This is a genomic window from Limnohabitans sp. Rim28, from assembly GCF_000293865.2.
Classification (GTDB): Bacteria; Pseudomonadota; Gammaproteobacteria; order Burkholderiales; family Burkholderiaceae_C; genus Limnohabitans_A.
This window is the reverse complement of record NZ_ALKN02000002.1, coordinates 351,863-375,222: the sequence shown is the minus strand read 5'-3', so window position 1 is coordinate 375,222 and position 23,360 is coordinate 351,863. Positions and strand designations below refer to the sequence as shown.

Annotated in this window: 21 protein-coding genes; 13 read left to right on the top strand and 8 right to left on the bottom strand. The window is 60.6% G+C overall.

The window, feature by feature from the left end; genetic code table 11:
* Nucleotides 1–313: 313 nt before the first annotated feature.
* Entirely contained in the window at nt 314–1,516 is a 1,203-nt protein-coding gene (gene pcaF, locus B472_RS04315; protein WP_019425534.1) for a 3-oxoadipyl-CoA thiolase, read from the top strand.
* Nucleotides 1,517–1,544: 28 nt separating this feature from the next.
* Here the strand turns inward: pcaF and B472_RS04310 are convergent, their stop codons facing one another.
* A complete protein-coding gene (locus B472_RS04310) occupies nt 1,545–2,435 on the bottom strand; it encodes a LysR family transcriptional regulator (RefSeq protein WP_019425533.1) in 891 nt (296 codons plus the stop codon).
* Nucleotides 2,436–2,544: 109 nt separating this feature from the next.
* Between B472_RS04310 and B472_RS04305 the strand changes: the two genes are divergently transcribed.
* From B472_RS04305 to B472_RS04290, 4 genes are all read left to right on the top strand, one after another.
* The gene (locus tag B472_RS04305) at nt 2,545–3,339 is read left to right on the top strand and encodes an SDR family NAD(P)-dependent oxidoreductase (RefSeq protein ID WP_019425532.1); all 795 of its coding nucleotides are present in this window, start codon (nt 2,545–2,547) and stop codon (nt 3,337–3,339) included.
* A gap of 31 nt (nt 3,340–3,370) precedes the next feature.
* A complete protein-coding gene (locus B472_RS04300; protein ID WP_050995403.1) occupies nt 3,371–4,360 on the top strand; it encodes a tripartite tricarboxylate transporter substrate binding protein in 990 nt (329 codons plus the stop codon).
* A gap of 254 nt (nt 4,361–4,614) precedes the next feature.
* Nucleotides 4,615–4,941 carry a hypothetical protein gene (locus B472_RS17475; RefSeq protein WP_369908175.1) on the top strand — a complete coding sequence of 109 codons (327 nt, stop codon included), beginning with the start codon at nt 4,615–4,617 and terminating at the stop codon, nt 4,939–4,941.
* Complete coding sequence (locus B472_RS04290; RefSeq protein WP_019425528.1) at nt 4,938–5,831, top strand: amidohydrolase; 894 nt, start codon at nt 4,938–4,940, stop codon at nt 5,829–5,831. Before B472_RS17475 ends, B472_RS04290 begins: the two co-directional genes overlap by 4 nt.
* A 24-nt stretch (nt 5,832–5,855) precedes the next feature.
* Here B472_RS04290 and B472_RS04285 read toward each other — a convergent pair whose 3' ends face one another.
* Nucleotides 5,856–6,236 carry a hypothetical protein gene (locus B472_RS04285; RefSeq protein WP_019425527.1) on the bottom strand — a complete coding sequence of 127 codons (381 nt, stop codon included), beginning with the start codon at nt 6,234–6,236 and terminating at the stop codon, nt 5,856–5,858.
* A complete protein-coding gene (locus B472_RS04280) occupies nt 6,233–7,624 on the bottom strand; it encodes an acyclic terpene utilization AtuA family protein (RefSeq protein WP_019425526.1) in 1,392 nt (463 codons plus the stop codon). The genes B472_RS04285 and B472_RS04280 overlap by 4 nt, the downstream gene beginning before the upstream one ends.
* Before the next feature lie 175 nt (nt 7,625–7,799).
* On the opposite strand from B472_RS04280, the gene B472_RS04275 reads away from it, so the two are divergent.
* The 7 genes from B472_RS04275 (at nt 7,800) to B472_RS04245 (ending at nt 15,733) form a co-directional block, all read left to right on the top strand.
* Nucleotides 7,800–8,675, top strand: coding sequence for a branched-chain amino acid ABC transporter permease (locus B472_RS04275; RefSeq protein ID WP_026039244.1), 876 nt, complete (start codon nt 7,800–7,802; stop codon nt 8,673–8,675).
* A 9-nt stretch (nt 8,676–8,684) separates the two neighbouring features.
* A complete protein-coding gene (locus B472_RS04270) occupies nt 8,685–9,761 on the top strand; it encodes a branched-chain amino acid ABC transporter permease (RefSeq protein WP_019425524.1) in 1,077 nt (358 codons plus the stop codon).
* Nucleotides 9,758–10,591, top strand: coding sequence for an ABC transporter ATP-binding protein (locus B472_RS04265; protein WP_019425523.1), 834 nt, complete (start codon nt 9,758–9,760; stop codon nt 10,589–10,591). The genes B472_RS04270 and B472_RS04265 overlap by 4 nt, the downstream gene beginning before the upstream one ends.
* Nucleotides 10,588–11,406 (top strand): ABC transporter ATP-binding protein, encoded by an 819-nt coding sequence (locus B472_RS04260; protein ID WP_019425522.1) that lies wholly within the window; start codon nt 10,588–10,590, stop codon nt 11,404–11,406. Before B472_RS04265 ends, B472_RS04260 begins: the two co-directional genes overlap by 4 nt.
* 3 nt (nt 11,407–11,409) lie before the next feature.
* Nucleotides 11,410–13,266 carry a long-chain fatty acid--CoA ligase gene (locus tag B472_RS04255; RefSeq protein ID WP_019425521.1) on the top strand — a complete coding sequence of 619 codons (1,857 nt, stop codon included), beginning with the start codon at nt 11,410–11,412 and terminating at the stop codon, nt 13,264–13,266.
* 49 nt (nt 13,267–13,315) lie between these two features.
* A complete protein-coding gene (locus B472_RS04250; protein WP_019425520.1) occupies nt 13,316–14,485 on the top strand; it encodes an ABC transporter substrate-binding protein in 1,170 nt (389 codons plus the stop codon).
* A gap of 285 nt (nt 14,486–14,770) precedes the next feature.
* On the top strand, nt 14,771–15,733 hold the full coding sequence (locus B472_RS04245) for a TerC family protein (RefSeq protein ID WP_019425519.1): 963 nt from the start codon (nt 14,771–14,773) through the stop codon (nt 15,731–15,733).
* Nucleotides 15,734–15,792: 59 nt separating this feature from the next.
* Here the strand turns inward: B472_RS04245 and B472_RS04240 are convergent, their stop codons facing one another.
* Nucleotides 15,793–16,689, bottom strand: coding sequence for a LysR family transcriptional regulator (locus tag B472_RS04240; RefSeq protein ID WP_019425518.1), 897 nt, complete (start codon nt 16,687–16,689; stop codon nt 15,793–15,795).
* 252 nt (nt 16,690–16,941) lie between these two features.
* Between B472_RS04240 and B472_RS04235 the strand changes: the two genes are divergently transcribed.
* Nucleotides 16,942–18,168, top strand: a complete 1,227-nt coding sequence (locus B472_RS04235; RefSeq protein ID WP_019425517.1) for an MFS transporter — start codon at nt 16,942–16,944, stop codon at nt 18,166–18,168.
* A gap of 34 nt (nt 18,169–18,202) precedes the next feature.
* Here the strand turns inward: B472_RS04235 and B472_RS04230 are convergent, their stop codons facing one another.
* From B472_RS04230 to B472_RS04215, 4 genes are read right to left on the bottom strand one after another with little or no spacing between them, the layout of a single operon-like run.
* Nucleotides 18,203–19,384: an acyl-CoA dehydrogenase family protein gene (locus tag B472_RS04230; protein ID WP_019425516.1), complete on the bottom strand. Its 1,182-nt coding sequence runs from the start codon at nt 19,382–19,384 to the stop codon at nt 18,203–18,205.
* A complete protein-coding gene (locus tag B472_RS04225; protein WP_019425515.1) occupies nt 19,381–21,360 on the bottom strand; it encodes a biotin carboxylase N-terminal domain-containing protein in 1,980 nt (659 codons plus the stop codon). The genes B472_RS04230 and B472_RS04225 overlap by 4 nt, the downstream gene beginning before the upstream one ends.
* Nucleotides 21,357–22,175: an enoyl-CoA hydratase/isomerase family protein gene (locus tag B472_RS04220; protein ID WP_019425514.1), complete on the bottom strand. Its 819-nt coding sequence runs from the start codon at nt 22,173–22,175 to the stop codon at nt 21,357–21,359. The genes B472_RS04225 and B472_RS04220 overlap by 4 nt, the downstream gene beginning before the upstream one ends.
* The gene (locus tag B472_RS04215) at nt 22,172–23,344 is read right to left on the bottom strand and encodes an acyl-CoA dehydrogenase family protein (protein ID WP_019425513.1); all 1,173 of its coding nucleotides are present in this window, start codon (nt 23,342–23,344) and stop codon (nt 22,172–22,174) included. Before B472_RS04215 ends, B472_RS04220 begins: the two co-directional genes overlap by 4 nt.
* Between the last annotated feature and the right edge of the window lie 16 nt (nt 23,345–23,360).

The following is a 23,360-nucleotide window of genomic DNA, read 5'->3' as shown; positions in this document are numbered from 1 at the left end:
TGCCACATCGCCCCGGCCCCGCACCCCGGCCTCTCACGTGGGCGTTTCGCGGAGGGTTCAAAACGCGACAGGGCACATATCAACAGCAACCTAGCAAGGCGGGATGGCGGCGCTGGTTGGGCGATGTGGCAAAGCGAAGCGCCTCTGAGCCCGGCCAGCGCCGCCGTCTCGCCTTGCAGACAAAAACTGACAGCACTTACCTGTACTGTCGTCAAACGCTCACCCCAGCCCGCAAAGCGTCTCTAGAATGTCATAGAACAACCGCAGTGCATGCAATATAATGCATATTTCACACCCTGAAGAGACCAGTCACATGAACCAAGCCTACATTTGCGACGCGATCCGTACCCCCTTTGGCCGCTACGGTGGTGCACTTTCAAGTGTGCGCACCGATGATTTGGGTGCAGTGCCTTTGCGCGCCTTGATGGCGCGCAACCCCAACGTGGACTGGGCCGCCGTGACCGACGTGCTGTACGGCTGCGCCAACCAAGCCGGCGAAGACAACCGCAACGTGGCCCACATGGCCAGCTTGTTGGCCGGATTGCCCATCGACGTACCCGGCGCCACCATCAACCGCTTGTGCGGTTCCGGTCTGGACGCGATTGGCACCGCAGCACGCGCCATCAAGGCCGGTGAAGCCGGTTTGATGATTGCGGGGGGTGTCGAGAGCATGAGCCGCGCTCCGTTTGTCATGCCCAAAGCCGAAACGGCCTTCAGCCGTGCCAACGCTGTGTACGACACGACCATTGGCTGGCGCTTCATCAACAAGCTGATGAAAGCCCAATATGGCGTGGACTCCATGCCCGAGACCGCTGAAAACGTGGCCACCGATTACAAGATTGAGCGCGAAGCGCAAGACCTGATGGCCTACAACAGCCAATTGCGTGCCGTGGCAGCCATCAAGGCCGGTCATCTGGCGCGTGAAATTGTGGGCGTGAGCATCCCCCAGAAAAAAGGTGACGCTGTTCTTGTGGACACCGACGAGCACCCCCGCGAAACCAGCCTCGAAGCGCTGGCCAAGCTCAAAGGCGTGGTGCGCCCCGATGGCACCGTGACCGCAGGCAATGCCTCGGGTGTGAACGATGGCGCTTGCGCACTGCTGTTGGCCGACGAAGCCACCGCTGCCAAAAACGGCCTGACCCCCAAGGCCCGCATCGTGGGCATGGCCACGGCCGGTGTGGCCCCGCGCGTGATGGGCATTGGCCCTGCCCCCGCCACGCTCAAGGTGCTGGCGCAAACCGGCCTGACCATGGACCACATGGACGTGATTGAACTGAACGAGGCTTTTGCGGCTCAAGGCTTGGCCGTGATGCGCATGTTGGGCCTGAAAGACGACGACGCCCGTGTGAACGCCTGGGGCGGTGCGATTGCTTTGGGTCACCCGCTGGGGGCATCGGGCGCACGTTTGGCCACCACGGCCATCAACCGCTTGCAGCAAACCGCTGGCCGCTATGCCTTGTGCACCATGTGCATTGGCGTGGGCCAAGGCATTGCGCTGATCATCGAGCGCGTGTGAAATGACCGTCTGATCCGCGCAAGCCGGATCAGTTGGGACCGCGAAAGTCCATCTGCCGCAACAGGGCGGCAGTGGTTTGTTGGAGCCGTGAAAGCGGACGCGCCGCAGGCATGGCCAGCACCAGCCGATTCCAAAGGGCCGGAGGTCCGATCAAGGCGGTGGGCAAACGCTCGGCCTGCTGGGCCATCAACAGTGCGCTTTGCGGCAGGATCGAGCAGCCCACCCCATGCTCAACCAAAGCGATGGCACTGTGAACAGCGCCTACTTCAGCCACGATCTGCAGGCCGATTCGCCGGGGCAACAAGACCGCATCGACCAGGCTGCGGATCGGGTTGGGGGCTGAGGGCAAAATCATCGGCATCTGTGCCAGTTCTGCCAGGGAAACCCGGGGCTTTAACCGGGTGCCATGCGGTGCCACCAGCAGCAAGCGTTCACGCATGAGGGGTTCACTGACAATCAAGGGTGTGGGTGCTGGGTCGAACAACAAGGCCAAATCGATGCGCCCTTGAATAAGATCTTCCCGCAGTGACAGGCTCAGGCCTTCACTGATGCTGATCATGGCGTTGGGCAGTTGTTGCCGAAAACGCTCCACCAGTGGCACACAAAGACCCGTTGCCACGCGGTGCGGCAAGCCGACCACCACCCGTCCGCTGGGTTCTTCGTTCATGTCCATCAGTTGGCGCCTTGCCTGGCGCGCGCCTTCCAGCAAGGTGCGCGCATGGACCAGCAGGGCCTGGCCCGCAGGGGTCAGCCGCACGCCACGACCATGCCGTTCAAACAAGCGTTGCCCGAGGTCTGCCTCGAGCAAACCGAGTTGGCGGCTGATGCTGGGCTGACTCAGGTGCAAGGCGGTCGCTGCCCGACTCACACTGCCGCTGTCGGCCACCGTGGCAAAGGATTCAAGTTGCCGCAAGTCCATGGCGTCATTTGTAAATTTGATCATTCTATAGCTGGTATAGCCATTTCAGCATTTACAGAGCCATGCCGCAACCGCACACTGGGTGTCTTCAATACCTGAATTTTCAAGCATGAGATTTGCAAACAAAGTGGCCTTGGTCACAGGGGCTGGGTGTGTGGGGCCAGGATGGGGCAATGGGCGTGCCATGGCTGTGCGCCTGGCACAAGAGGGCGCACAGGTTTGGGCGGTTGACTTTGACCCCTCTCGTTTGGCGCAGACGCTGGCTTTGGCGGGTGAGCATGCCCAGGCCATTCATCCGTTTGAGTGCGATGTGACCGACAGCGCCAGTGTGAAGCGCATGGTGCAGGCTTGCGTGGAGCGTTTGGGCGGGCTCGACATCCTCATCAACAATGTGGGCGGTTCGGCTCCCGGTGGCCCGGTGGAGATGAGCGAAGAAGTCTGGGATGCGCAGATCAACTTCAACCTCAAAAGCGTTTTTCTGACCTGTAAGCATGCCTTGCCTTGGCTCAAGGCCCGAGGAGGGGGCGCCATTGTCAACATGGCCTCCACGTCGGGCATCCGATGGACAGGCAGCGCTCAAGTGGCCTATGCCGCTGCCAAAGCTGGCGTGATTCAGATGTCCAAGGTGATGGCCATACAGCATGCGCCAGATCACATCCGGGTCAACACCGTGGTACCAGGCCAGTTGCACACGCCCATGGTTGAGTCACGCCTGGCGGGCCAGCGCTCTGGGGGCGATGTGCAGGCCCTGTTGAACCAGCGTTTGGCCAGGATTCCCTTGGGCTTCATGGGGGACGGGCGCGACAGTGCCAGCGCTGCGCTGTTTTTGGCCTCAGATGACGCGCGGTTCATCACAGGTACTGAAATTGTGGTCGACGGTGGCATGACTGTGCGCTGCAACTGATCACCAACCCATTCATTCACAGGAGATACGCATGAGCCAACATTTTTCCAGACGACAGTGGTTGCAGCGCACCAGTGCCGGTGCCTTGGCAACCAGCCTGGGTCGCGTCACATGGGCGCAGAGCAACAGCCGACCCGTGCGCTTGATCGTGGCGTTTGCACCAGGTGGTCCGGTGGATTTTGTGGCGCGGACTTTGGCCGAAACCTTGTCGCGCGAGTTGGGGCGTCCAGTCCTGGTGGACAACAAACCGGGTGCCAACGGCGCGATCGGTGCGATGGAGACCCTGAAAGGCGAACCCGATGGGAGCACCGTGTGGATCACCAGCGTGGGTGCTGCTGCCATCAACCCTGCCTTGTACGACAAACTGCCCTATGACATGGTGCGTGATTTCACGCCGGTGTCTTTGGTGGTCAACAACGTCGAAGTGTTGGTCACCAGTGCGCAAAACCCGGCGACGGATGCCGTCGATTTTGTGCAACGGGCCAGAGCGGCCAATGCGCCGGTTCCGATGGCGTCCTCCGGCATGGGGAGCATTCCCCATTTGGCCCTGCTCCAAATGCAAGATGCCACCAAGTTGGACTTGCTGCATGTGCCCTTTAACGGCATGGCGCCTGCATTGACCAATTTGCTGGGCGGGCAGGTGGCCGGCGTGTTCGCGGATGTGCCTGCGGTCATGGGGCAGATCAAGGCGGGCCGGCTCAAGGCTTTGGGCATGGCTTCGCGCACTCGCCACCCTGGCTTGCCCGAGGTCAAGACCTTTGAGGAGATGGGTTTTCCAGCGGTGGACACCAACAATTGGTATGCCTTTTTTGTCTCATCAAAGACCCCCCGCCCCATCGTGGAGGCGCTCAATGCGGCCACGCGACGGGCCTTGGCCGACCCCGCTGTGGCCAACCGTTTGTTGCAGTCGGGCGCCGAACCGCGGGCCACAAGTCCGGAGGAGATGGCCGCATTGCTCAGGGCGGATACGAACAAGTGGGCGGCTTTGATCAAGGCGCGCAACATCCGCTTGGATGCTTGAGTTGGCAAGCTGCGCAGGCCTTTAACGTCCAGGAACAGGGAGACGATGTGAGTGCAATTTGGTTATGTGATCAGGCCGGTCCGTGGCATGGGCCGGCCTTGGCAGACCTGCAATCGTGGCGTGCATGGCGTGGTGACGTACAAGGCTGGCGGCATTATTGGACAGGTCCGCTTCACGAGCGTCCAAGTCCAAGCGCGGGCGCATTCTGGGAAACGCTGGCCCCTGGCACTGATCTGATGGTGCCAGGCGGTGCCATGTCTCGGGTTCAAGCCGGTTTTCACTATGTGGTCGAAACCGATGTGGCCGTGGGTGGTGAAGATGATTTTCAAGCTTGGTACGAACAAGAGCATTTGCCCGGCTTGTCCAAGGTGCCGGGATGCATCAGAGCGCGCCGTTTGATGCGTTGCGAGGGTCCTGCTGGGCTGCCCCTGCATGTGGCCTGTTATGACTTGGAGAGCGCCCAAGTGACCGAGTCAGAACCTTGGCTGGCCGTGCGCCACACCGATTGGAGCAGCCGCGTGCGGCCCTTGTTCCGCAATACCCGCCGAACCTTATTTGTTCATCCGAGCAGCCCCGCATGACCTCCTTGCACGATCAGCAGTTGCCGGTGCGTACCTATGATGCGCAGCCACAAACACCCCGCTGGCAGCTTCCACCGGGCGCCTGCGATGCGCATGTCCATGTGTTTGGCCCCCCCGAGCGCTTTGCTTACAACCCTTTGCGCCAAATCACCCCCGTGGCCGCGCCGCGCGACACCCTGTATGCCCTGCACCGCACTTTGGGCATTGAGCGCTGCGTGATCGTGCAATCCATGGTGCATGGCATGGACAACCGTGTGGTCGAAGATGCGATCGACCACGGTGAGGGGCGTTACCTGGGCGTGGCGCTGGTGCCTGTCGATGTGCCCGATGCCGAATTGGCACGATTGGCGCAGGCCGGCATGCGTGGCGTTCGTTTCAATTTCATGCGGCATTTGGGTGCGGGTGCCGATGTGCGCGAGGTCCTGGCCCTGACCCCCCGCTTGGCGGCCCACGGGCTGCATTTACAGGTTCATTTTGAATCGGCATTGGTTCATGAGTTGGGACCTTGGTTGTTGCAAAGCCCGGTGCCTGTGGTGATCGATCACATGGGACGTGTCGACGCACGGCTGGGCGCGCAGCACGAAGACTTTCAAGCCTTGATGCGCCTGCTGGATGCGTCCCATTTTTGGGTCAAGCTCAGCGGCATAGACCGCATCGATGCGCATGCAGCACCGGATGAACGCTACACCCACGGCGTGGCGCTGGCGCAGCAGTTGTGGCGTGCGCACGGTGACCGCTGCGTGTGGGGCAGCGACTGGCCTCACCCCAACCACACGCATATTCCGGACGACGCGGCCTTAGTCAATGCGATCACCACGATCGTCCCAGATGCAGCAGGGCAACAGGCCTTCTTGGTGGACAACCCGCAGCGCTTGTACCGTTTTGCCTGATGCACCCCGCTTGCGGGTGCGGGCTCAGGGGCCTGCGCGTTCGGTGGTTTTTTGGGCCAGGGCCAGCTCTTGCGCACTGATTTCAATGTCCAGTCGCAGCAGCGCTGCGCCCATGGATTTGCCCAGATTGTCCAGGCGCAGATTGCGCGCACCGCCGCCTTGCAGTGCGCCGTGCAACACGAACTTCAGGGCCCAAATATTGGGCAGCGGCCAAGCATCGACCTGGCCTGACAGCCAGGGTGCGAAATGCGCCTGCACTTTGGCGGCCGTGACTTCGCGTTCAATGATCCGGTAACCCGCCTCGTTCCAGGCAAACAGCCCAAAGTCCACCCAATCGGCCTTGTCACCGCTGCGGGCGTGGGCAATCTGAGCCAGTGGAATCTTGACGAGAGGTGTGTTGTTCATGCGCTGGGCTCCAAGATCTCCATTTGGGCGGGTACCCGCTGGCGCGGAATCAGCGTGGGCCAGATGCCCAGCAATTCAGTCGTGTTGTTCAGGCCTTGAAAGCCGCATGTGAAAGCCGGTCCACTCAGCGCCATCCAAGGGAACAATCGGCCAAAGCCATCGGCAGCCGCTTTGCTGGGTGTGCGCAGCACCATGCGCACCCAAATTTCGGCCCGCTCATTGAGTTCGGCCGCTGGCGGCATCGGGGCCAGGGGGCCGTGCGCTGAATTGAGGCCGGGGTATTCGACAAACAGCTCGTCAAAAGGCATGTGGCGCTCTTTCAGTTGTGTTCGGATCATGGTCTCTGCAGCTTGCACCTTGTCCCAAGCATCGGGCCAGGAAAAGCCCCAACTGACCTCGGCTTTGAAGCCATCCTTGAAGCCCGCCACCACCTTGAGCTGATCGGTCGGCGCTTGGCCCAGTGCGCCGGTCACGCGCACCCGGTGCTCACCTTCATCGCGCAACTCGATCTGGCCCATGTCGAGCACCACATCGGGCGAAAAATAAGCATGCGGGTTGTGCACCTCGTACAGCAGTTGCTGGCGTACGGTGTCAAAGTTGACCAAACCTCCGGTACCGGGCGCTTTGGTGATGAAGGCCGTGCCGTCTGCCAAGACCTCGGCGATCGGGTAACCGATGTGTGCCAAGTCAGGGATCTGTTGCCAATGGCCTTGACTGCCAAAATTGCCGCCGCTCCCCTGGCCCGAGCATTCGAGCAAATGCCCCACCGTCAGGCCCTGCGCCAAGCGGTTGAAGTCCTCGGGCGTGGCCGCATCGGCCAGCTTCCAGCCCAGGCCATGCACCAGTGGCCCCAAAAACAGCGCGGCATCGGCCACCCGCCCGGTGATCACGATGTCGGCCCCTTGCTCCAGCGCGCCCACAATAGGTTGTGCGCCCAAATAGGCGTTGCCAAACACCAGCCGCTCGCGCACGCTGGTCACCTGTGCGCCGTTCATCAGGTGGTCAAAGCGGGTGTCGGGTGTTTGCAGTTGCGTCAGCACATCGTCGCCACTGACGACTGCGATGCGTGGGTGCCAGCCTTTGGCAGCCAGCGCTGTTTGCACCGCCTGCGCTGCGCCCATGGGGTTGAGCCCGCCCGCGTTGCAAACGAACCGGACCCCGCGCGGCTGCATCAAGGGCCACAGGCGCATCAGCATGGGCACCACATCGCGGGCATAGCCCAGAGCAGGGTCGCGTTGCCGGTCTTTTTGCAAGATGGCCAGTGTGAGTTCGGCCAGATGGTCGCTGGCGATGTAATGCACTTGGCCGCGCTCGATGCTGGCCACCACGGGTTCCCAGTTGTCGCCATAAAAGCCCAGGCCCGAACCGATGCGAATGGATTGCTTCATAAGGTGATGTTGAAGCCTTGTGTATGGGCCGTAATGGGGGACAACCCCTAGGAAAAGTCTCTTTTAAGACAACCATAATCGCACGATCGTTCGCAAAAGTTGGAGGCCGCCCACGGAGGGCGCCATAACTCTCTTTTGACGCGCGTTGCAAGACATTCAACCAAAGGAGACAGGTGTGCAATTGCTGCAACTGCTGATCAGCGGTGTGGCCCAGGGCTGTATTTACGGACTCATTGCCCTGGGTTTCGTGCTGATTTACAAAGCCACCGAAACGGTGAGCTTTGCCCAGGGTGACCTGATGATGGTGGGGGCCTTTTCGGGCTTGGCTGCCATGACGCTGCTGGGTTTTCCTTTCTGGATTTCTGTGCCTGCGGCCATCGTGGCCATGGGTATTTTTGGCGTATTGCTTGAACGTTTGGTCATCCGCCCCATCCTGGGTCAGCCGGCTTTCTCCATCGTCATGCTCACCATCGGCGTGGGCTATGTGCTTCGCGGCCTGATCACCATGATCCCCGATGTGGGCACCGACACCCACACCATGCCTGTGCCCTATGCAGGAGAGGTCTTGCGCTTGGGCGGATTGGTGATCGCTGCCGAACAATTGGTGGTGATCGGCGCCACCGGCATTTTGTGCCTGGGCCTGTTTGCCATGTTCAAGTACAGCAAGCTGGGCATCGCCATGCAGGCGGCCTCGCAAAACCAATTGGCCGCTTATTACATGGGCATCCCGGTCAAACAGATCAACGGTCTGGTTTGGGGCTTGGCTGCAGGCGTGGCGGCTGTGGCGGGTTTGCTTTTGGCGCCCATCACCTTTGTCCATGCCAACATGGGTTTCATCGGTCTGAAGGCATTCCCTGCTGCGGTGGTGGGTGGATTTGGCAGCTTGCCCGGCGCCATCGTGGGCGGTCTGGTGATCGGCATCGTCGAGTCGTTCTCGGGTTTTTACCTGCCCGAGGGCTTCAAGGACATTGCCCCCTACATCGTGGTGCTGCTGATGCTGGTGCTCAAGCCGAACGGCTTGTTCGGCGAACAATTGCGCAAGAAAGTCTGAGGCCTCGGCATGCGTTTCATCTTCAAAACCGACTACAACCAGGACGTGAAGCTGGCCAAGCACGGCGGCCATGTGTTCTGGTACAGCCTGCTGGGCGTGTTTCTGGTGGCTGCGCCTTGGGTGGTGCCTGAATACTGGCTGGCCCAACTGACCTTTGTGCTGATCTATGCGGTGGTGGGCCTGGGTCTGATGCTGCTGGCGGGCTTTACCGGCTTGTTCTCGCTGGGCCACGCTGCGTTTTTGGGCGTGGGGGCTTACACGCAGGCCGTCATGGTCAATGCGGGTGTGCCGTTCCCGCTGGCGCTGGTGTGCGCGGGCGTGTTCTCGGCCATCGTCGGCATCATCGTGGGTTTGCCTGCCCTGCGCGTCAAAGGCATTTACCTGGGCATGGCCACGCTGGCTTTTGGTTTCATTGTCGAAGAGGGCATGGCCCGCTGGGAGAGCGTGACGGGCGGCAACGCGGGCCTGATGGTTGGCTACCCCACCATCGGCAGTTGGACCTTGGACAGCACCGAATCGTTTTATTTCCTGTGCTTGATCGTTGCGGTGGGGGCCACCTTGGCCATCGTGAACCTGCTGCGTTCGTCCACCGGACGTGCCTTTGTGGCCATCCGCGACTCTGAAATCTCGGCGCAAAGCATGGGCATCCACTTGGCGCGCTACAAAACCTTGTCTTTCGCTTTGTCGGCCGCGCTGGCGGGCATTGGCGGTGCTTTGTACGCGCACAAAATCCAGTTCCTCTCGCCTGAGCAGTTCAGCATCATCCAGTCGATCGACTTGCTCTTGATGGTGGTGATCGGCGGATTAGGCTCGATCCACGGCGCGTTCCTCGGTGCCATCTTCCTGATCGTCATGCCGCAGCTGATTTCTTTGGGCAAAGACTTTTTACCCGCTGCCATTGGCGGCGCCGCCGGTTTGCAGGGCACGGTCTACGGCATGGTGCTGATTGCCTTTGTGTTGTTTGAGCCCATGGGTCTGTATGGCCGCTGGCTCAAGGTGCGCACCTGGTTCCAGTTGTTCCCGTTTTACCGCCGTGGCCTGTTCAAGCGCCAAAAATCGTTCCAGAAGTCGGACCGCCTGAAATGAACGCAGACATCCTTTTATCCGCCCAAGACCTGAGCGTTCGCTTTGGTGGCGTGCTGGCCGTCAACAAGGTCAGCTTCGACGTCAAGCGCGGCGAAGTCTTCACCCTGATCGGCCCCAACGGCGCAGGCAAGACCACCGTGTTCAACCTGATCAGCCGCATTTACACCCCCACCACGGGCGTGATCGACTACGCCGGGCCGCAAGGCACGTTGCGCCTGACCGACCAGCCGCCGCACCAGATTGCGAGCCTGGGCATTGCCCGCACGTTTCAGAACATTGAATTGTTCGAGCACGCCACCGTGCTGCAAAACCTTTTGATCGGCCGCCACACACACCGCAAGACGGGCTTGTGGAGCGAAATATTTTTCAGCGCCAAAACCCGCGCTGCCGAAATCGAAGCGCGTGAAAAGGTCGAGGAAGTCATTGACTTTTTAGACCTGCAACACCACCGCGATTCGATGGTGGCGGGCCTGCCGTATGGCGTGCGCAAAGTGGTCGAACTGGCCCGCGCCCTGTGCACCGAGCCCAAGCTGCTGCTGCTGGACGAACCTTCTTCGGGCCTGAACGTCGAGGAAACCGACGACATGGCGTTCTGGATCTCGGACATCAAAAACGAGCTGGGCATCACCGTGCTCATGGTCGAGCACGACATGAGTCTGGTCTCCAAAGTGTCGGACCGTGTGCTGGCCATGAGCCAAGGCGAAGAACTCGCCACCGGTACCCCCAGCCAGGTGCAAAGCGACCCCGGCGTCATCGAGGCCTATTTGGGCTCGGTGGACGATGTGTCTGCCTTGCGCCGTGAAAATTACGTGCCCGGAGGTGCCGCATGAGCGCAGCCACCCAGACCCAGAACACCACGCCCGAGGCAGCCGATGACAATGTGATGCTCAAGCTGCTCAACGTGGAGAGCGCCTACGGCCCGATCAAGGCGATTCGCGGCGTGAGCCTGCAGGTGCGGCGCGGCGAGATTGCCACCGTACTCGGCTCCAACGGTGCGGGCAAGACCACCATCCTCAAAACCATCAGCGGCATCATCGACCCACGCAAGGGCTCGATCGAGTTCCAGGGCCAGAGCATCACCGCGCTGGACCCGGCCATCATCGTGCAGCGCGGCCTGATGCATGTGCCCGAGGGGCGCGAAGTGTTCCCGCTGCTGTCGATTCGCGACAACTTGCTGATGGGCGCCTACACCCGCAAGGACCGCGATGGCGTGGCACGCGACATGGAAGCCGTTTACAACTACTTTCCCATCTTGCGCGAGCGCGCTGCGCAAGACGCGGGCTTGCTCTCGGGCGGGCAGCAGCAGATGCTGGCCATCAGCCGGGCGCTGATGGCCAACCCCGATCTGATCCTGCTCGACGAGCCAAGCTTGGGCCTGTCCCCGAAGCTGACCAAAGAGATTTTCGAAATCGTGGTGCGCATCAACCGCGAGCGCGGCACCACCATCTTGCTGGTCGAGCAAAACGCCAACATGGCGCTCAACGCATCGGACTACGGTTATGTGCTGGAAAACGGCCGCATTGTGATGGAAGACACCTGCGCCCGCTTGCGTGAAAAAGAGGACATCAAGGAGTTCTACTTAGGGCTCAAAGAAGAGGGCGTGCGCGCCGACCGCCGTTGGAAAAAGAAGAAAACCTGGAGATAAAACATGAGCCAACTCTGGGACACCTCCGGCATTGCGCCGCAAAAAAATGTTGTCATGGCGGGCGAGACCATCCCCGCCATCTTTTGGAACGCGGTGGCCGCACGTGGCCCCAATGTCTGGATGCGCCAAAAAGAACTGGGCATCTGGCGCAGTTGGACCTGGGATGAGACCGCCCAGGCCGTGGGCGAAATTGGCCATGGCCTGATGGCACTGGGCTTTGAGGCGCGGCACACCGCCTCTATCCTGTCCAACACCAACATCGAATGGGTGTTGTGCGATCTCGCCGTGCTGAGCGCGGGTGGCGTGTCCAACGGCATCTACCCGACCGACGCGCCCGAGCAAGTGCATTACCTGTGCGAAGACTCCGGCACCCGCGTGCTGTTTGTTGAAGACGACGAGCAGCTCGACAAGGCCCTGGCCGTGCGTGACAGCTTGCCCTTGCTGCAAAAGATCGTGGTGTTCGACATGGACGGCCTGCGCGACTTTCAGGACCCGATGGTCATCAGCCTGAAACAGCTGCAAACCTTGGGCCGCGAGCACGCGCAGCAACACCCCGACATGCTCCAGCAGCGCAGCGCTGCCTGCAAGCCCGAAGATCTGGCCATTTTGGTCTACACCTCGGGCACCACCGGCAAACCCAAAGGCGGCATGCACAGCCACCACGGCTTGGTGTTCACGGTGAGAGGCTACAACACCCTGATCGCCCGCGACGAGCGTGACGAGTGCATGTGCTTTTTGCCGCTGTGCCACATCGCCGAGCGCATGGGTGGCGAGTATTTCTCGATGTACACCGGCGCCAAGCTCAACTTTGTCGAGAACCCCGAAACCGTGCCCGAGAACGTGCGCGAAATCGCGCCCACCGTCTTCACGGCCGTGCCTCGCGTGTGGGAAAAGTTTTACTCGGGCGTGATGATCGCGCTCAAGGAAGCCGGGGGGCTGCAGCAAGCCATATACGGTTGGTCCATTGGCGTGGGCCAACAGGTGGCCGATTTGGTATTGGCGCAAAAGCCAGTGCCCGCCAGCCTCAAGCTGCGTTTTCACGTGGCACGCTTGCTGGCGCTGAACAACGTGCGCAAGATGATCGGCATCCACCGCGCGCGCTTTTTGGTCACGGGGGCAGCGCCCATCTCGCCCGAGTTGGTGCGTTGGTATTTGGCGCTGGGCTTGCCCATGCTGGAGGTGTGGGGCATGACCGAGACCTGCGGTGCAGCCACGGGCGTGCCGGCGGACCGCATCAAGCCCGGTTCGATCGGCCCAGCGGCCGAATACAACGAAATGCGTTTGGACCCGGTGACCAGCGAGATTTTGGTGCGCGGCCCCAATGTGTTCATGGGTTACCTGAACCTGCCCGAAAAAACCGCCGAGACCATCGATGCCGATGGCTGGCTGCATACGGGCGACGTGGGCGTGGTGGACGAGGAAGGGTTTTTCCGCATCACGGACCGGATGAAAGACATCATCATCACGGCAGGCGGCAAAAACATCACCCCCAGCGAGTTGGAAAACGAATTGAAATTCTCGCCCTATGTCACGGACGCGGTGGTCATCGGCGACAAACGGCCTTACCTGACCGTGATCGTCATGATCGACCAAGAGAACGTCGAGAAATACGCACAGGACAACGATGTGCCTTTCTCCAACTACGCCAGCCTCACGCACAGCGCCGAGGTGCAAAATCTGATCCAGGCCGAAGTGGATCGGGTCAACAAGAAATTCGCGCGCGTCGAGCAGATCAAGAAATTCTGGTTGCTCGACACCCAGCTGAGCGCCGAAGACGAGGAACTGACCCCGACCATGAAGCTCAAGCGCAAATTGGTCGAGAAAAAATACACGCCCCAAATCGAGGCGATGTACCGCTGATTACGCCCACTATCCTCATCACCCCTTTACACCACAGGAGACCTTCCACATGAAACTCAAACTCAGTCTGATCGCTGCCGCGATGGCCCTGACCGCTGGCGCGGCCATGGCCCAAACGCAAGGCGTGTCCAAAACCGAAATCACCCTCGGCTCCATCCAGGACTTGTCTGGCCCCTTGGCCGGTTTTGGAAAGCAAGTGCGCCTGGGCATGATGCTGCGCGTGGACGAAGCCAACGAGCAAGGTGGCATCAATGGCCGAAAGTTCAAGCTGCTGGTGGAAGACTCGGCTTATGACCCCCGCCGCGCCGTGTTGGCCGCGCAAAAGTTGGTCAACCAGGACAAGATTTTTGCCATGATCGGCCATATTGGCACGGCGCAAAACATGGCCGCCATGCCCGTGCAGTTCCAGAAGAACGTGATCAACTTCTTCCCCGTCACGGCCGCGCGTGAAATGTACGAGCCTTTCCACAAGCTCAAGTACTCGTTTGCCGCCACCTATTACGATCAAATGCGCCTGGGCTTGCCCATCTTGGTCAAAGAAAAGAACGCCAAGCAAATCTGCGCGATGCACCAGGACGATGAATTCGGTCTGGAAGTGTTCCGTGGTGCCGAGGAGGGTCTGAAGTCCATTGGCATGCAGTTTGCCGAAGTCACCACCTACAAGCGCGGCGCCACCGACTTTGCATCGCAGATGCAAAAACTGGCCTCGTCCAAGTGCGACTTTGTGGTCATGGGCACCATCATCCGCGAAACCATTGGCGGCATCGCCACTGCCCGCCGCTTGGGCTTCAACCCCACATTCCTCGGCTCCAGCGCGGCCTACACCGACCTGATCCACAAATTGGGTGGCCCCGCCATGAACGGCTTTTACGCCACCATGTCGACCCAGCACCCCTACTTGGATGAGGCCGCTCAGCCGATTCGTTTCTGGGCCAATAAGTACAAGACCAAGTTCAACGAAGACCCGACCGTGTTCTCGGTCTATGGCTACAACGCCATTGACGCTTTCTTGCGCGCGGTGGAGAAATCCGGCAACAACGTGACCACCGAGGGCATCATCAAGGCCATGGACACCATGGTGATCCCACCCGATATTTTCGGCACTGGCGAGATGAGCTTCAGCCCCACCAAGCGACTGGGCAGCAATGCGTCGCGCATGTCGCAAATCACCGATGGCCGCTGGAAGGTCACATCCGGCTACTTCTCAGACAAGAAATAAAAAACCTGCGTCAGCGGATTCGAAACCGCCAAAACCCGAATGGGTTTTGGCGGTTTTTTCATGGTTGTTGACCAAAGTGACGCGCCAGCATTCAGCCCATTCCGTGCTGTTCGTGAGCCATTTAAAAAGCAGTTAAATACTCCCTTTTTTTCGAAGTAAAAACCAATTTTATTCAGACATTTATTTCAGTTTCTGCCTTAGACTTCAGCCTTTGCATGACCCGCATGAATGGGTGAGTTGAGGCAGTGATGTGGACGGGTCATCACAACAAACTGAAAGGTGTTTATGGAAACCGTGGCGCCCTTGTGGCTGTGGGTGACGTTTGTGGCCATCGTTTTGGCGTCGCTCTTTGTGGATTTTGTGGTGCTGAAAAAGCAAGGCGCACACGACATCGGCGTCAAAGAAGCGCTCAATTGGTCGCTGATCTGGATCGCCTTGAGCTTTTTGTTCAACGGCCTGTTTTGGTGGGCCATCAAGGACACCACGGGTTCTGTCGAATTGGCCAACACCAAGTCGCTGGAATTCTTGACCGGTTACTTGATCGAAAAATCACTGGCCGTGGACAACATATTTGTCTTCTTGCTGATCTTCACCTATTTCGCCGTACCTACGCAATTCCAAAAGCGCGTGTTGATGATTGGCATCATCGGGGCCATCGTGCTGCGCACCATCATGATTTTGGTAGGTGGCTGGTTGCTCCAGCAGTTCCATTGGATCTTGTACCTGTTTGGTGCTTTCCTGATCCTCACTGGCGTGAAGATGTGGTGGGCAGCAGGCCAAGAGCCTTCGTTGGACGACAACCCTGCGCTCAAGTTGTTGCGCAGAATTTTGCCCGTCAGCAAAGACTACGATGGTGAAAAATTCTGGACCATCGAAAACGGTCAGAAAATCGCGACACCCTTGTTCATGGTGATTTGCTTGATTGCCCTGACCGACGTGATCTTTGCGGTGGACTCCATCCCCGCCATCTTCGCCATCACGACCGACCCCTTCATCGTGTTGACCAGCAACGTGTTCGCTATTTTGGGTCTGCGCGCCATGTATTTCTTGCTGGCAGCTGTGGCCAGCAAGTTCCACCTTCTGAACTACGGTTTGGCGGTCATTTTGGTCTTCATTGGCACCAAGATGTGCCTGATCGACGTCTTCAAAATCCCGGTGGGCATCTCGCTGGGCGTGGTGGTGACGGTTTTGGCGATCACCATGCTGCTGAGCGTTCGTTCTTCTTCCTCATCGACGTCCAAACCATAAGGGCCTGGGGCCATTCCCGGAGATTCAACCGGGAATGGCTGGGATGCCAAGTCCAATCTTCAATGGGCACCGAGGGAGCTGGCCAGCAGCAAACGTTGAACCAGTGGGTGTTGCACTCTCTTTTCGGTGCCGATGGCATAGAAGTTTTCCTTCACCCCTTCGCAGGCCCCGAGTTTTTGTACCGCGTAGTGCGCCAACAATTCGTCGTGGATGCATTCGGCGGCCGGGAACACCCCCATGCCGCTTTCTCCAAAGGTCTTGAGCAAAGCGCTGTCTTCGAACTCACCCACGATGCGCGGGCGGATGCCGTGGTGCTCAAACCAGTGGTCCAAGCGCGTGCGCACGGCGGTGTGTTCGGTGGGCAGCAGCACCGGCACTTCGGCCAGACTGGCAGGGAATGTTTTGCGCGCTGCTTTCACCAGCGATGCGCTGCCATACCAAGACACGGCCGATGTACCCAAGGCATGGTTGTAAAGCTTGAGGTTGGCATTGGTGGGGGCCGGGCGGTCCGACAACACCACATCCAAGCGGTGCAGCGCCAGATCACCCAATAATTCGTCAAACTCCCCTTCATGGCACAACAAGCGCAGGTGCGGCTCACCCATGACCGGTTGCATCAACTGGCGTACCACCAGTTTGGGCAAACCGTCCGAGATGCCTGCAGCCAAGCGCACCGTGGGCGAGCTGACGGCGTCGCGCACTTTCGCGGGCAGATCTTCACCCAGCTGAAAGATTTGATCGGCCTGTTGCATGGCCGCCAGGCCTGCATCGGTCAAGACCAACCCACGCCCTGCCGGCTTGAGCAAGGCATAACCGAGCGATTTTTCCAATTCACGCACTTGCGCGCTCACGGTTTGCACCGCCATGTCGAGCTTGTCGGCCGCCCGCGTGATGCCGCCTTCCTTGGCCACGACCCAAAAGTAATACAAGTGTTTGTAGTTGAAGGGCGATTTCATGCTTAGCTTTTGTGAGAGTATTTTTCTTAAATTATCTGTTTTTTTATGAGTCAAAAGAGGGGCCAAAGGACGAGCCGCTCTAAGAAAAAACCCTAGTGTGCAAAGAGTCTGGTCGCTCACGGAATAGCAAGAAGTCCTGACTGCACGACATTTTGGCTTGGGCGCAGAGTGTTGCAGCTGACCTGTCCCGAATAGGCCAGTGGTATTGAGCTTGTGCGGTTAAATTCTGCTCAAGCACAACCGAAGCACACCATGAACCTCTTGACCGCACTGCGCCCGGGCTTGCCCATCTTGATCGGCGCTGCGCTGATGTTGTCGGTCAGCATGGGCTTGCGGCAAAGCCTGGGTGTGTTCATGCCGGCCTTGACCCAGGACATCGGCATTTCAGTGTCCGAGTTCACATTGGCCATTGCGGTGCAAAACTTGGCCTGGGGATTTTTGCAGCCCTTTGCCGGGGCCTTGGCCGTGCGCATCGGGTACCGACCCCTCATGATGACCGGTGCTTTGCTGTACATCCTGGGCATGACGTTGCTGTGCCTGGCTCAGGGCTTGCTGGGCGTGATTCTGGGCGCTGGGCTTGCCATTGGTGCGGCCATGGCCTGCAACGGATCGGCCATTGCCATGGCCGTGGCCTCCAGACCGGTGTCGCCTGCCTTGCGCAGCACGGTGCTGGGCATCGTGTCCGCCGCAGGTTCTTTGGGTGCCTTGATGGCGGCGCCTATCGGTCAGTTGCTGTCGCAGGACCATGGGTGGCGTGTGGGCGTCGGCGGTTTTGTCATCATGGCGATGGTCATCTTGCCCGCAGCCTGGTATGCCGGACGGGTGGACGCCCTGCCGTTGCCACCTTCCCCGCTGGACGAAAAAGACAATGCCCCTGACATGGCCCGGTTTGCCTTGAAACACCCACCTTTTGCGGTCATGACACTGGCCTATTTTGTGTGTGGCATGCAGTTGGTTTTTTTGACCACACATCTGCCGTCCTACCTCGATTTGTGCGGCATGGACCCGATGCTCAGCGCCCAAGCGCTGGGCATGATTGGTGGCTTCAACGTCTTGGGCAGCTTGTTTTTCGGTTGGGCGGGTGGACGTTACAACAAGCTGCTGCTGTTGGGCGGCATTTATGTTCTGCGCTCATTCGGTCTGGCCTGGTATTTTCTGTCGGTGCCAACGCCTGAGAACACGCTGGTGTTCGCCGCCATCATGGGCTTTTTGTGGCTGGGCGTGGCACCCTTGGTGACCGGCTACATCGGTGAAACCTTTGGCCTGCGCTGGCAAGCCATGCTGGGCGGCATCGCTTTCATGAGCCACCAGTTGGGCAGTTTCATGGGGGCTTTGGGGGGTGGTCTGGTGTTCGATGCCATGGGTTCTTACAACCGGGCCGTGCAAGTTGGCGTGGCGGTCGGGCTTTTGGCTGGCATGGTGCAAATGGCCTTTGCGTTACGCGCAGAGTTGCCACCCGGCCAACCCAGACCGGCCTGACCCGCTTGCCCATGGAGTCTGGCCGGATCTGGTTTCAAATCCCCAGCTGCTTGGCCGCCAGTTCTTTCATGATCTCCTCGGCGCCGCCGCCGATCATCATCACCTTGACTTCGCGGTACACCCGCTCGCTCACCGTGCCGCGCATGTAGCCCATGCCGCCAAGCAGCTGCACCGCCGCATCGGCGCAAAACTGCATGGTTTGGGTGGCGTGGTTTTTCAGCAGGCACACCTGCGCCACCCACTCGGCACCGGTCTGTCCTGCATCGGCCTGCTGCGTCACGGCATCGACCCAGGCTTGCGTCGATGAGATGCGCATCTGCATGTCCATCAGTTTGTGGCGAATCACCTGCCGCTCGATCAGGGCTGCGCCAAAGGTCTGTCTTTGGCGTGCCCAGTCCAGGGCCTCGTCAAAGCACGCCTGCGCAAAACCCAGCGCCATGGCCGACATGGCCAAGCGCTCGCCATTGAAGTTGCCCATGATCATCTTGAAGCCCGCGCCTTCGTTGCCCAGGCGGTAACGCTGGGGCACCCGCACGCTGTCAAAGCGCAGCTGGGCGGTGTCTGAGCTGTGCCAGCCCATTTTGTGCAGGCGGGTGCGCGAGATGCCGGGGGTGTCACCGGGCACCACGACCATGGAGATGCCGCTGGCGCCCTTGCTGGCCACATCAGTCCGCACGGCCAGCGTGATCCAGTCGGCGCGCAGGCCCGAGGTGATGAAGACTTTCTCGCCGTCGATCACATAGTCGGCTCCGTCGGCGCGGGCCATGGTGCGCAGGCTGGCCACGTCCGAGCCGCCGCCGGGCTCGGTGATGGCCAAAGCCGCAATGCGTTCGCCGCGCAACACGGGCGGCACCACTTCGGCTTGCAACTCGGCGCTGCCGTGCGCCATGACCGGGGGCAGGCCGATGTTGTGCGAGAAGAGGCTGGCCATGACGCCGCCGCTGCCAGAGTAACGGGCCAGGGTTTGTGACATGGCGTTGCGCGCACGCCAGGGCGCGGGTGTGCCGCCCAGGTGTTCGGGGTAGCCCAGGCCCAGCAGGCCCAGTTCGGCGGCTTGGGTGTAAAGCGATCGGTCAAATTGACCGGCTTCTTCCCAAGCAGGAACATGGGGGGCGATGGCCTGTTTGGCAAAACGCTCCACGGTGGCTTGCAGGCTTTGCAGGTCTTCGGTCGTGAAGTCGGGTGTGAGGCCAGGTGTGCGTTCAGCGGAGTTCATGCAGCGTCCTTCCATTGCACCAGCACCTGGCCGGGGCTCACTTGTTGGCCCACGCTGGCCGAAAGGCTGTGCACCACCGTATCGCGTGGGGCGCACAAAATGTGTTCTAGTTTCATCGATTCGATCACCAGCACCGCATCGCCTTGTTGGACCTGCTGGCCTTCTTGCACATGCAGCCCGATCAGCTTGCCGTTGAAGGGCGCACGCAAAGACTGCGCGGCTTGTGCGCTGACGCCTGTGCTGGGCGCGCTGTGGCTTTGGTCGGTGAGCCACAGCTCAAAGTTTTCGGTGCCTTGCAGCTGCACATGCCACTGCACAGTGTGGGCGCCCTGGCAGGCGACGGCGCGGGCATGCCAGCGCTGGCCGTTCAGGTCGATGTGCAGCGTCTCAGCGCTGCGCGTCACGCGGGCCTGGTGTATGGCATCGCCTGCTTGGATGCGCACTTGTCCCTGACCCCGTTCCTGCAAGTTCAGCGAGAAGGTGTCCGCACCCATGTCCATGCGCACCGGCCGGGTGAAGGGGCTGGGCATGGCTTTTGCAGGCGTTTGGCTGGCATACAGTACGGCCAGCGTGGCCACGGTGCGGGCTTCGCTCGTGGCTGGCAGGCTTTGGCGCACCGCATCGGCTTGTTCGGCCAGGAAAGGGATCAAGGCCTCGCCCGCACGGAACAAGGGGTGCTGCAAGCACGCGGCCAAAAAAGCGCGGTTGGTGGGCAGGCCCAGCACGGCGGTCTGGTCCAAGCCCGAGCGCAGGCGGCCGATGGCTTGGGCGCGGGTGGGCGCGTGGGCGATCAGCTTGCCCAGCATCGCGTCGTAATGCGCTGTGACCACCGCGCCAACGTGCAGCGCATGGTCAAAGCGCAAGCCCTCAGGCGCTGCAAAGGCCTGCACCGTGCCGGTCTGTGGTGTGAAGTGTTCGTCTTCGGCGCACAAGCGCACCTCGATGGCGTGGCCTTGCAATCGCACATCGGCTTGCGCCAGGGGCAGGGGCTCGCCGCGTGCGATGCGCAATTGCCACTCGACCAAGTCAAGACCCGTGAGCAGCTCGGTCACCGGGTGTTCCACTTGCAGCCTGGTGTTCATCTCCATGAGATAAAACGGTTTGTCGGCCCGTGCCTCGTCCAGCAAAAACTCCACCGTGCCCGCACCCACATAGCCTGCCGATTGCGCCAGTGCGATGGCCGCCTGCCCGAGCTGCGCGCGGCGTGCAGCATCCACGGCCGGGCTGGGCGATTCTTCGATGATTTTTTGGTGGCGTCGCTGTACCGAGCAATCGCGCTCACCCAGGTGGATGCAGTGGCCGTGCATGTCGGCCATGATCTGGACCTCGATGTGACGGGGGCGCAGCAAGGCGCGTTCCATCAGCAAGTCGCCGTTGCCAAATCCAGCCAGCGCTTCAGACCGTGCGCTGTGAAGTGCAAGCAGCAGTTGCGCCATATCGGTCACCAGTCGCATGCCACGACCGCCGCCCCCGGCCACGGCCTTGACCATCAGCGGCAAGCCCAACTGTTGAGCCTGTGCGGTGAAGGTCTCGTCACTTTGGTCTTCCCCAAAGTAGCCCGGCAGGCAGGGCACACCATGGCGGATGGCCAAGGCTTTGGCGGACGATTTGCTGCCCAAGGCACGAATGGCTGGTGGCGGTGGACCGACCCAGGTCAGTCCCGCATCGATCACGGCCTGGGCGAACTCGGCGTTCTCGCTCAAAAAGCCATACCCCGGGTGCACCGCATCGGCCCCGGTATCGCGTGCCGCTTGCAACAGTTTGTCGATGCGCAAATACGAATCTGCGGACAGCGTGCCGCCCAAGGCGACAGCGGTGTCGGCTTCTTGCACATGCAAGGCGTGCCGGTCGGCGTCTGAATAGACCGCCACGGTCTCAATACCCATGCGCCGGGCGGTGCGGATCACACGCCGAGCGATCTCGCCCCGGTTGGCGATCAGCAGTCGGGTCACATTGGCATGAAGGGGGCTGCTCATGGGTGTTTCTCTTGGCTCAATGTCCAGGGTGCAGGCTGCTTGCGCGCAAAGGCGGCCAAACCTTGAGCGGCCTCGGCGCTGCGCAGGCCTGTGGCAAAGGCATGAGCTGCGGCATCGCGCAGATCGGGCATGGGGCCGCGCAAGCTGCGCAGCAGTTGTTTGGTGCTGGCCACCGCGCCGGGCGCGGCGCGCAAGAGGCGTTGTAAGGTGGCGTGCCATGCGGCGGCCGCATCCTGCGTGGCAGGGTCGACCACCTCGTGCACCAGCCCCACTTGCAGCGCTTGCGCTGCACTGAAACTCTGCCCTTGCAGCAGGCACTGGCGTGCGGTGCTGTCGCCCAGGCGCTGCCACACAAAGGGCGCAATTTGCGCAGGCGGCAGACCCAGCGTGACTTCGGGTGTGCCCAGCACGGAGCGTGCCGTGGCCACCACATGGTCGGCGCAGCACACCAAGCCAAAGCCGCCGCCCATGGCCGCACCATCGACCCGGCACACCAGCAACTGGGGCAGGGCGCTCAAGGCGTGCAGCAGGTCACCGAAGCTTTTGTTCATGGCCAGCAGCGGGTCAGTTTGACCAGCTTGCAAGGGCTGGCCAATCAGGCTGGCAAAGCCGCCCAAACTGCCACCTGCGCAAAAGGCACCCCCCGCACCGGTGAGCACCACGATGCGCAGGGTGGGGTCTGCAGCGGCCCTCGTGCAGGCTTGCAGCAAGCCGTCCACCACCGCATCGCTCAAGGCGTTGCGCGTGGCCGGATCGTTCAGGGTCCAGGTCTCGACAGCACCTTCGCGCGAGATCTGCAGCTGGGGGGTGCTCATTTTTGTGGCCGCTTGGCAATGCCCATCATCTTGGACAAGATGCCCAGCATGACCTCGTCAGCCCCGCCACCGATCGAGGCAAGTCGTCCGTCGCGGTACATGCGCGAAACCTTGTTCTCCCAGGTGAAACCCATGCCGCCCCAAAACTGCAGGCAGGTGTCGGGCACGGTGCGGTTGAGGCGCCCGGCTTTGAGCTTGGCCATGGTGGCCCATTCGGTCACGTCTTCACCAGCCACGTAATGCTCACAGGCCTGGTAAGTCAGGGCGCGCAGGCTTTCGATGTCGGCCTTGAGTTCGGCCAGCTTGAACTGCACCCACTGCTGGTCGGCCAGTGTGCTGCCAAAGAGCTTGCGCTCTTGCGCCCATTCCACGGTCCATTGGATGCAGTTGGTGAGCGACTGCAGCGTGCTGGCGGCGCACCAAAGTCGTTCTTCCTGGAACTGCTGCATCTGGTAGATGAAACCCTGACCCTCGGCGCCGATGCGGTAACGCTGCGGCACGCGCACTTCGTCAAAATAAATCAAGCCCGTGTCGCTGCTGTTCATGCCGATTTTCTTGATCTTTTTGCCCACCTCGATGCCGGGCAGCAGTTTGCCGTTTTCGCGCATCGGCACCATGACCAGACTTTTGTTTTTGTGGATGGGGCCTTCGCCGGTGTTGACCAGCATGCACATCCAGTCGGCCTGCAGGCTGTTGGTGATCCACATCTTCTGGCCGCTGATCACGTAGTCGTCACCATCCTTGCGGGCCACGGTTTTGATGCCCGCTACATCGCTGCCTGCGCCGGGCTCGCTCACGCCGATGCAGCCCACCATGTCGCCGGCAATCGCCGGGGCCAAAAATTGTGCGCGCAATTCGTCGCTGCCAAAACGGGCCAACGCAGGCGTGGCCATGTCGGTTTGCACGCCAATGGCCATGGGAATCCCGCCGCAATCGATGTGGCCCAACGCCTCGGCCATGGCCATGCTGTACGAATAATCCAAGCCCGCACCGCCATAGGCCTCGGGCTTGGTCAAGCCGAGCAGACCCAGGTTGCCCATCTTCTTGAAGACCTCGTGCGCTGGGAAAATCTCGGCCGCTTCCCACTCGTCCACATGGGGGTTGATCTCGGCATCGATGAAACGCTTGAGCGTGTTCTGGATTTCGCGGTGCTCGTGGGTGTATTGCATGGCTTGTCTCCGTGGG

What these genes read in the sequence shown, in the direction of transcription:
- pcaF (WP_019425534.1), top strand. Translation starts at nt 314, where the DNA reads ATGAACCAAGCCTACATTTGCGACGCGATCCGTACCCCCTTTGGCCGC.
- B472_RS04310 (WP_019425533.1), bottom strand. Translation starts at nt 2,435, where the DNA reads ATGGACTTGCGGCAACTTGAATCCTTTGCCACGGTGGCCGACAGCGGC.
- B472_RS04305 (WP_019425532.1), top strand. Translation starts at nt 2,545, where the DNA reads ATGAGATTTGCAAACAAAGTGGCCTTGGTCACAGGGGCTGGGTGTGTG.
- B472_RS04300 (WP_050995403.1), top strand. Translation starts at nt 3,371, where the DNA reads ATGAGCCAACATTTTTCCAGACGACAGTGGTTGCAGCGCACCAGTGCC.
- B472_RS17475 (WP_369908175.1), top strand. Translation starts at nt 4,615, where the DNA reads ATGTCTCGGGTTCAAGCCGGTTTTCACTATGTGGTCGAAACCGATGTG.
- B472_RS04290 (WP_019425528.1), top strand. Translation starts at nt 4,938, where the DNA reads ATGACCTCCTTGCACGATCAGCAGTTGCCGGTGCGTACCTATGATGCG.
- B472_RS04285 (WP_019425527.1), bottom strand. Translation starts at nt 6,236, where the DNA reads ATGAACAACACACCTCTCGTCAAGATTCCACTGGCTCAGATTGCCCAC.
- B472_RS04280 (WP_019425526.1), bottom strand. Translation starts at nt 7,624, where the DNA reads ATGAAGCAATCCATTCGCATCGGTTCGGGCCTGGGCTTTTATGGCGAC.
- B472_RS04270 (WP_019425524.1), top strand. Translation starts at nt 8,685, where the DNA reads ATGCGTTTCATCTTCAAAACCGACTACAACCAGGACGTGAAGCTGGCC.
- B472_RS04265 (WP_019425523.1), top strand. Translation starts at nt 9,758, where the DNA reads ATGAACGCAGACATCCTTTTATCCGCCCAAGACCTGAGCGTTCGCTTT.
- B472_RS04260 (WP_019425522.1), top strand. Translation starts at nt 10,588, where the DNA reads ATGAGCGCAGCCACCCAGACCCAGAACACCACGCCCGAGGCAGCCGAT.
- B472_RS04255 (WP_019425521.1), top strand. Translation starts at nt 11,410, where the DNA reads ATGAGCCAACTCTGGGACACCTCCGGCATTGCGCCGCAAAAAAATGTT.
- B472_RS04250 (WP_019425520.1), top strand. Translation starts at nt 13,316, where the DNA reads ATGAAACTCAAACTCAGTCTGATCGCTGCCGCGATGGCCCTGACCGCT.
- B472_RS04245 (WP_019425519.1), top strand. Translation starts at nt 14,771, where the DNA reads ATGGAAACCGTGGCGCCCTTGTGGCTGTGGGTGACGTTTGTGGCCATC.
- B472_RS04240 (WP_019425518.1), bottom strand. Translation starts at nt 16,689, where the DNA reads ATGAAATCGCCCTTCAACTACAAACACTTGTATTACTTTTGGGTCGTG.
- B472_RS04235 (WP_019425517.1), top strand. Translation starts at nt 16,942, where the DNA reads ATGAACCTCTTGACCGCACTGCGCCCGGGCTTGCCCATCTTGATCGGC.
- B472_RS04230 (WP_019425516.1), bottom strand. Translation starts at nt 19,384, where the DNA reads ATGAACTCCGCTGAACGCACACCTGGCCTCACACCCGACTTCACGACC.
- B472_RS04225 (WP_019425515.1), bottom strand. Translation starts at nt 21,360, where the DNA reads ATGAGCAGCCCCCTTCATGCCAATGTGACCCGACTGCTGATCGCCAAC.
- B472_RS04220 (WP_019425514.1), bottom strand. Translation starts at nt 22,175, where the DNA reads ATGAGCACCCCCCAGCTGCAGATCTCGCGCGAAGGTGCTGTCGAGACC.
- B472_RS04215 (WP_019425513.1), bottom strand. Translation starts at nt 23,344, where the DNA reads ATGCAATACACCCACGAGCACCGCGAAATCCAGAACACGCTCAAGCGT.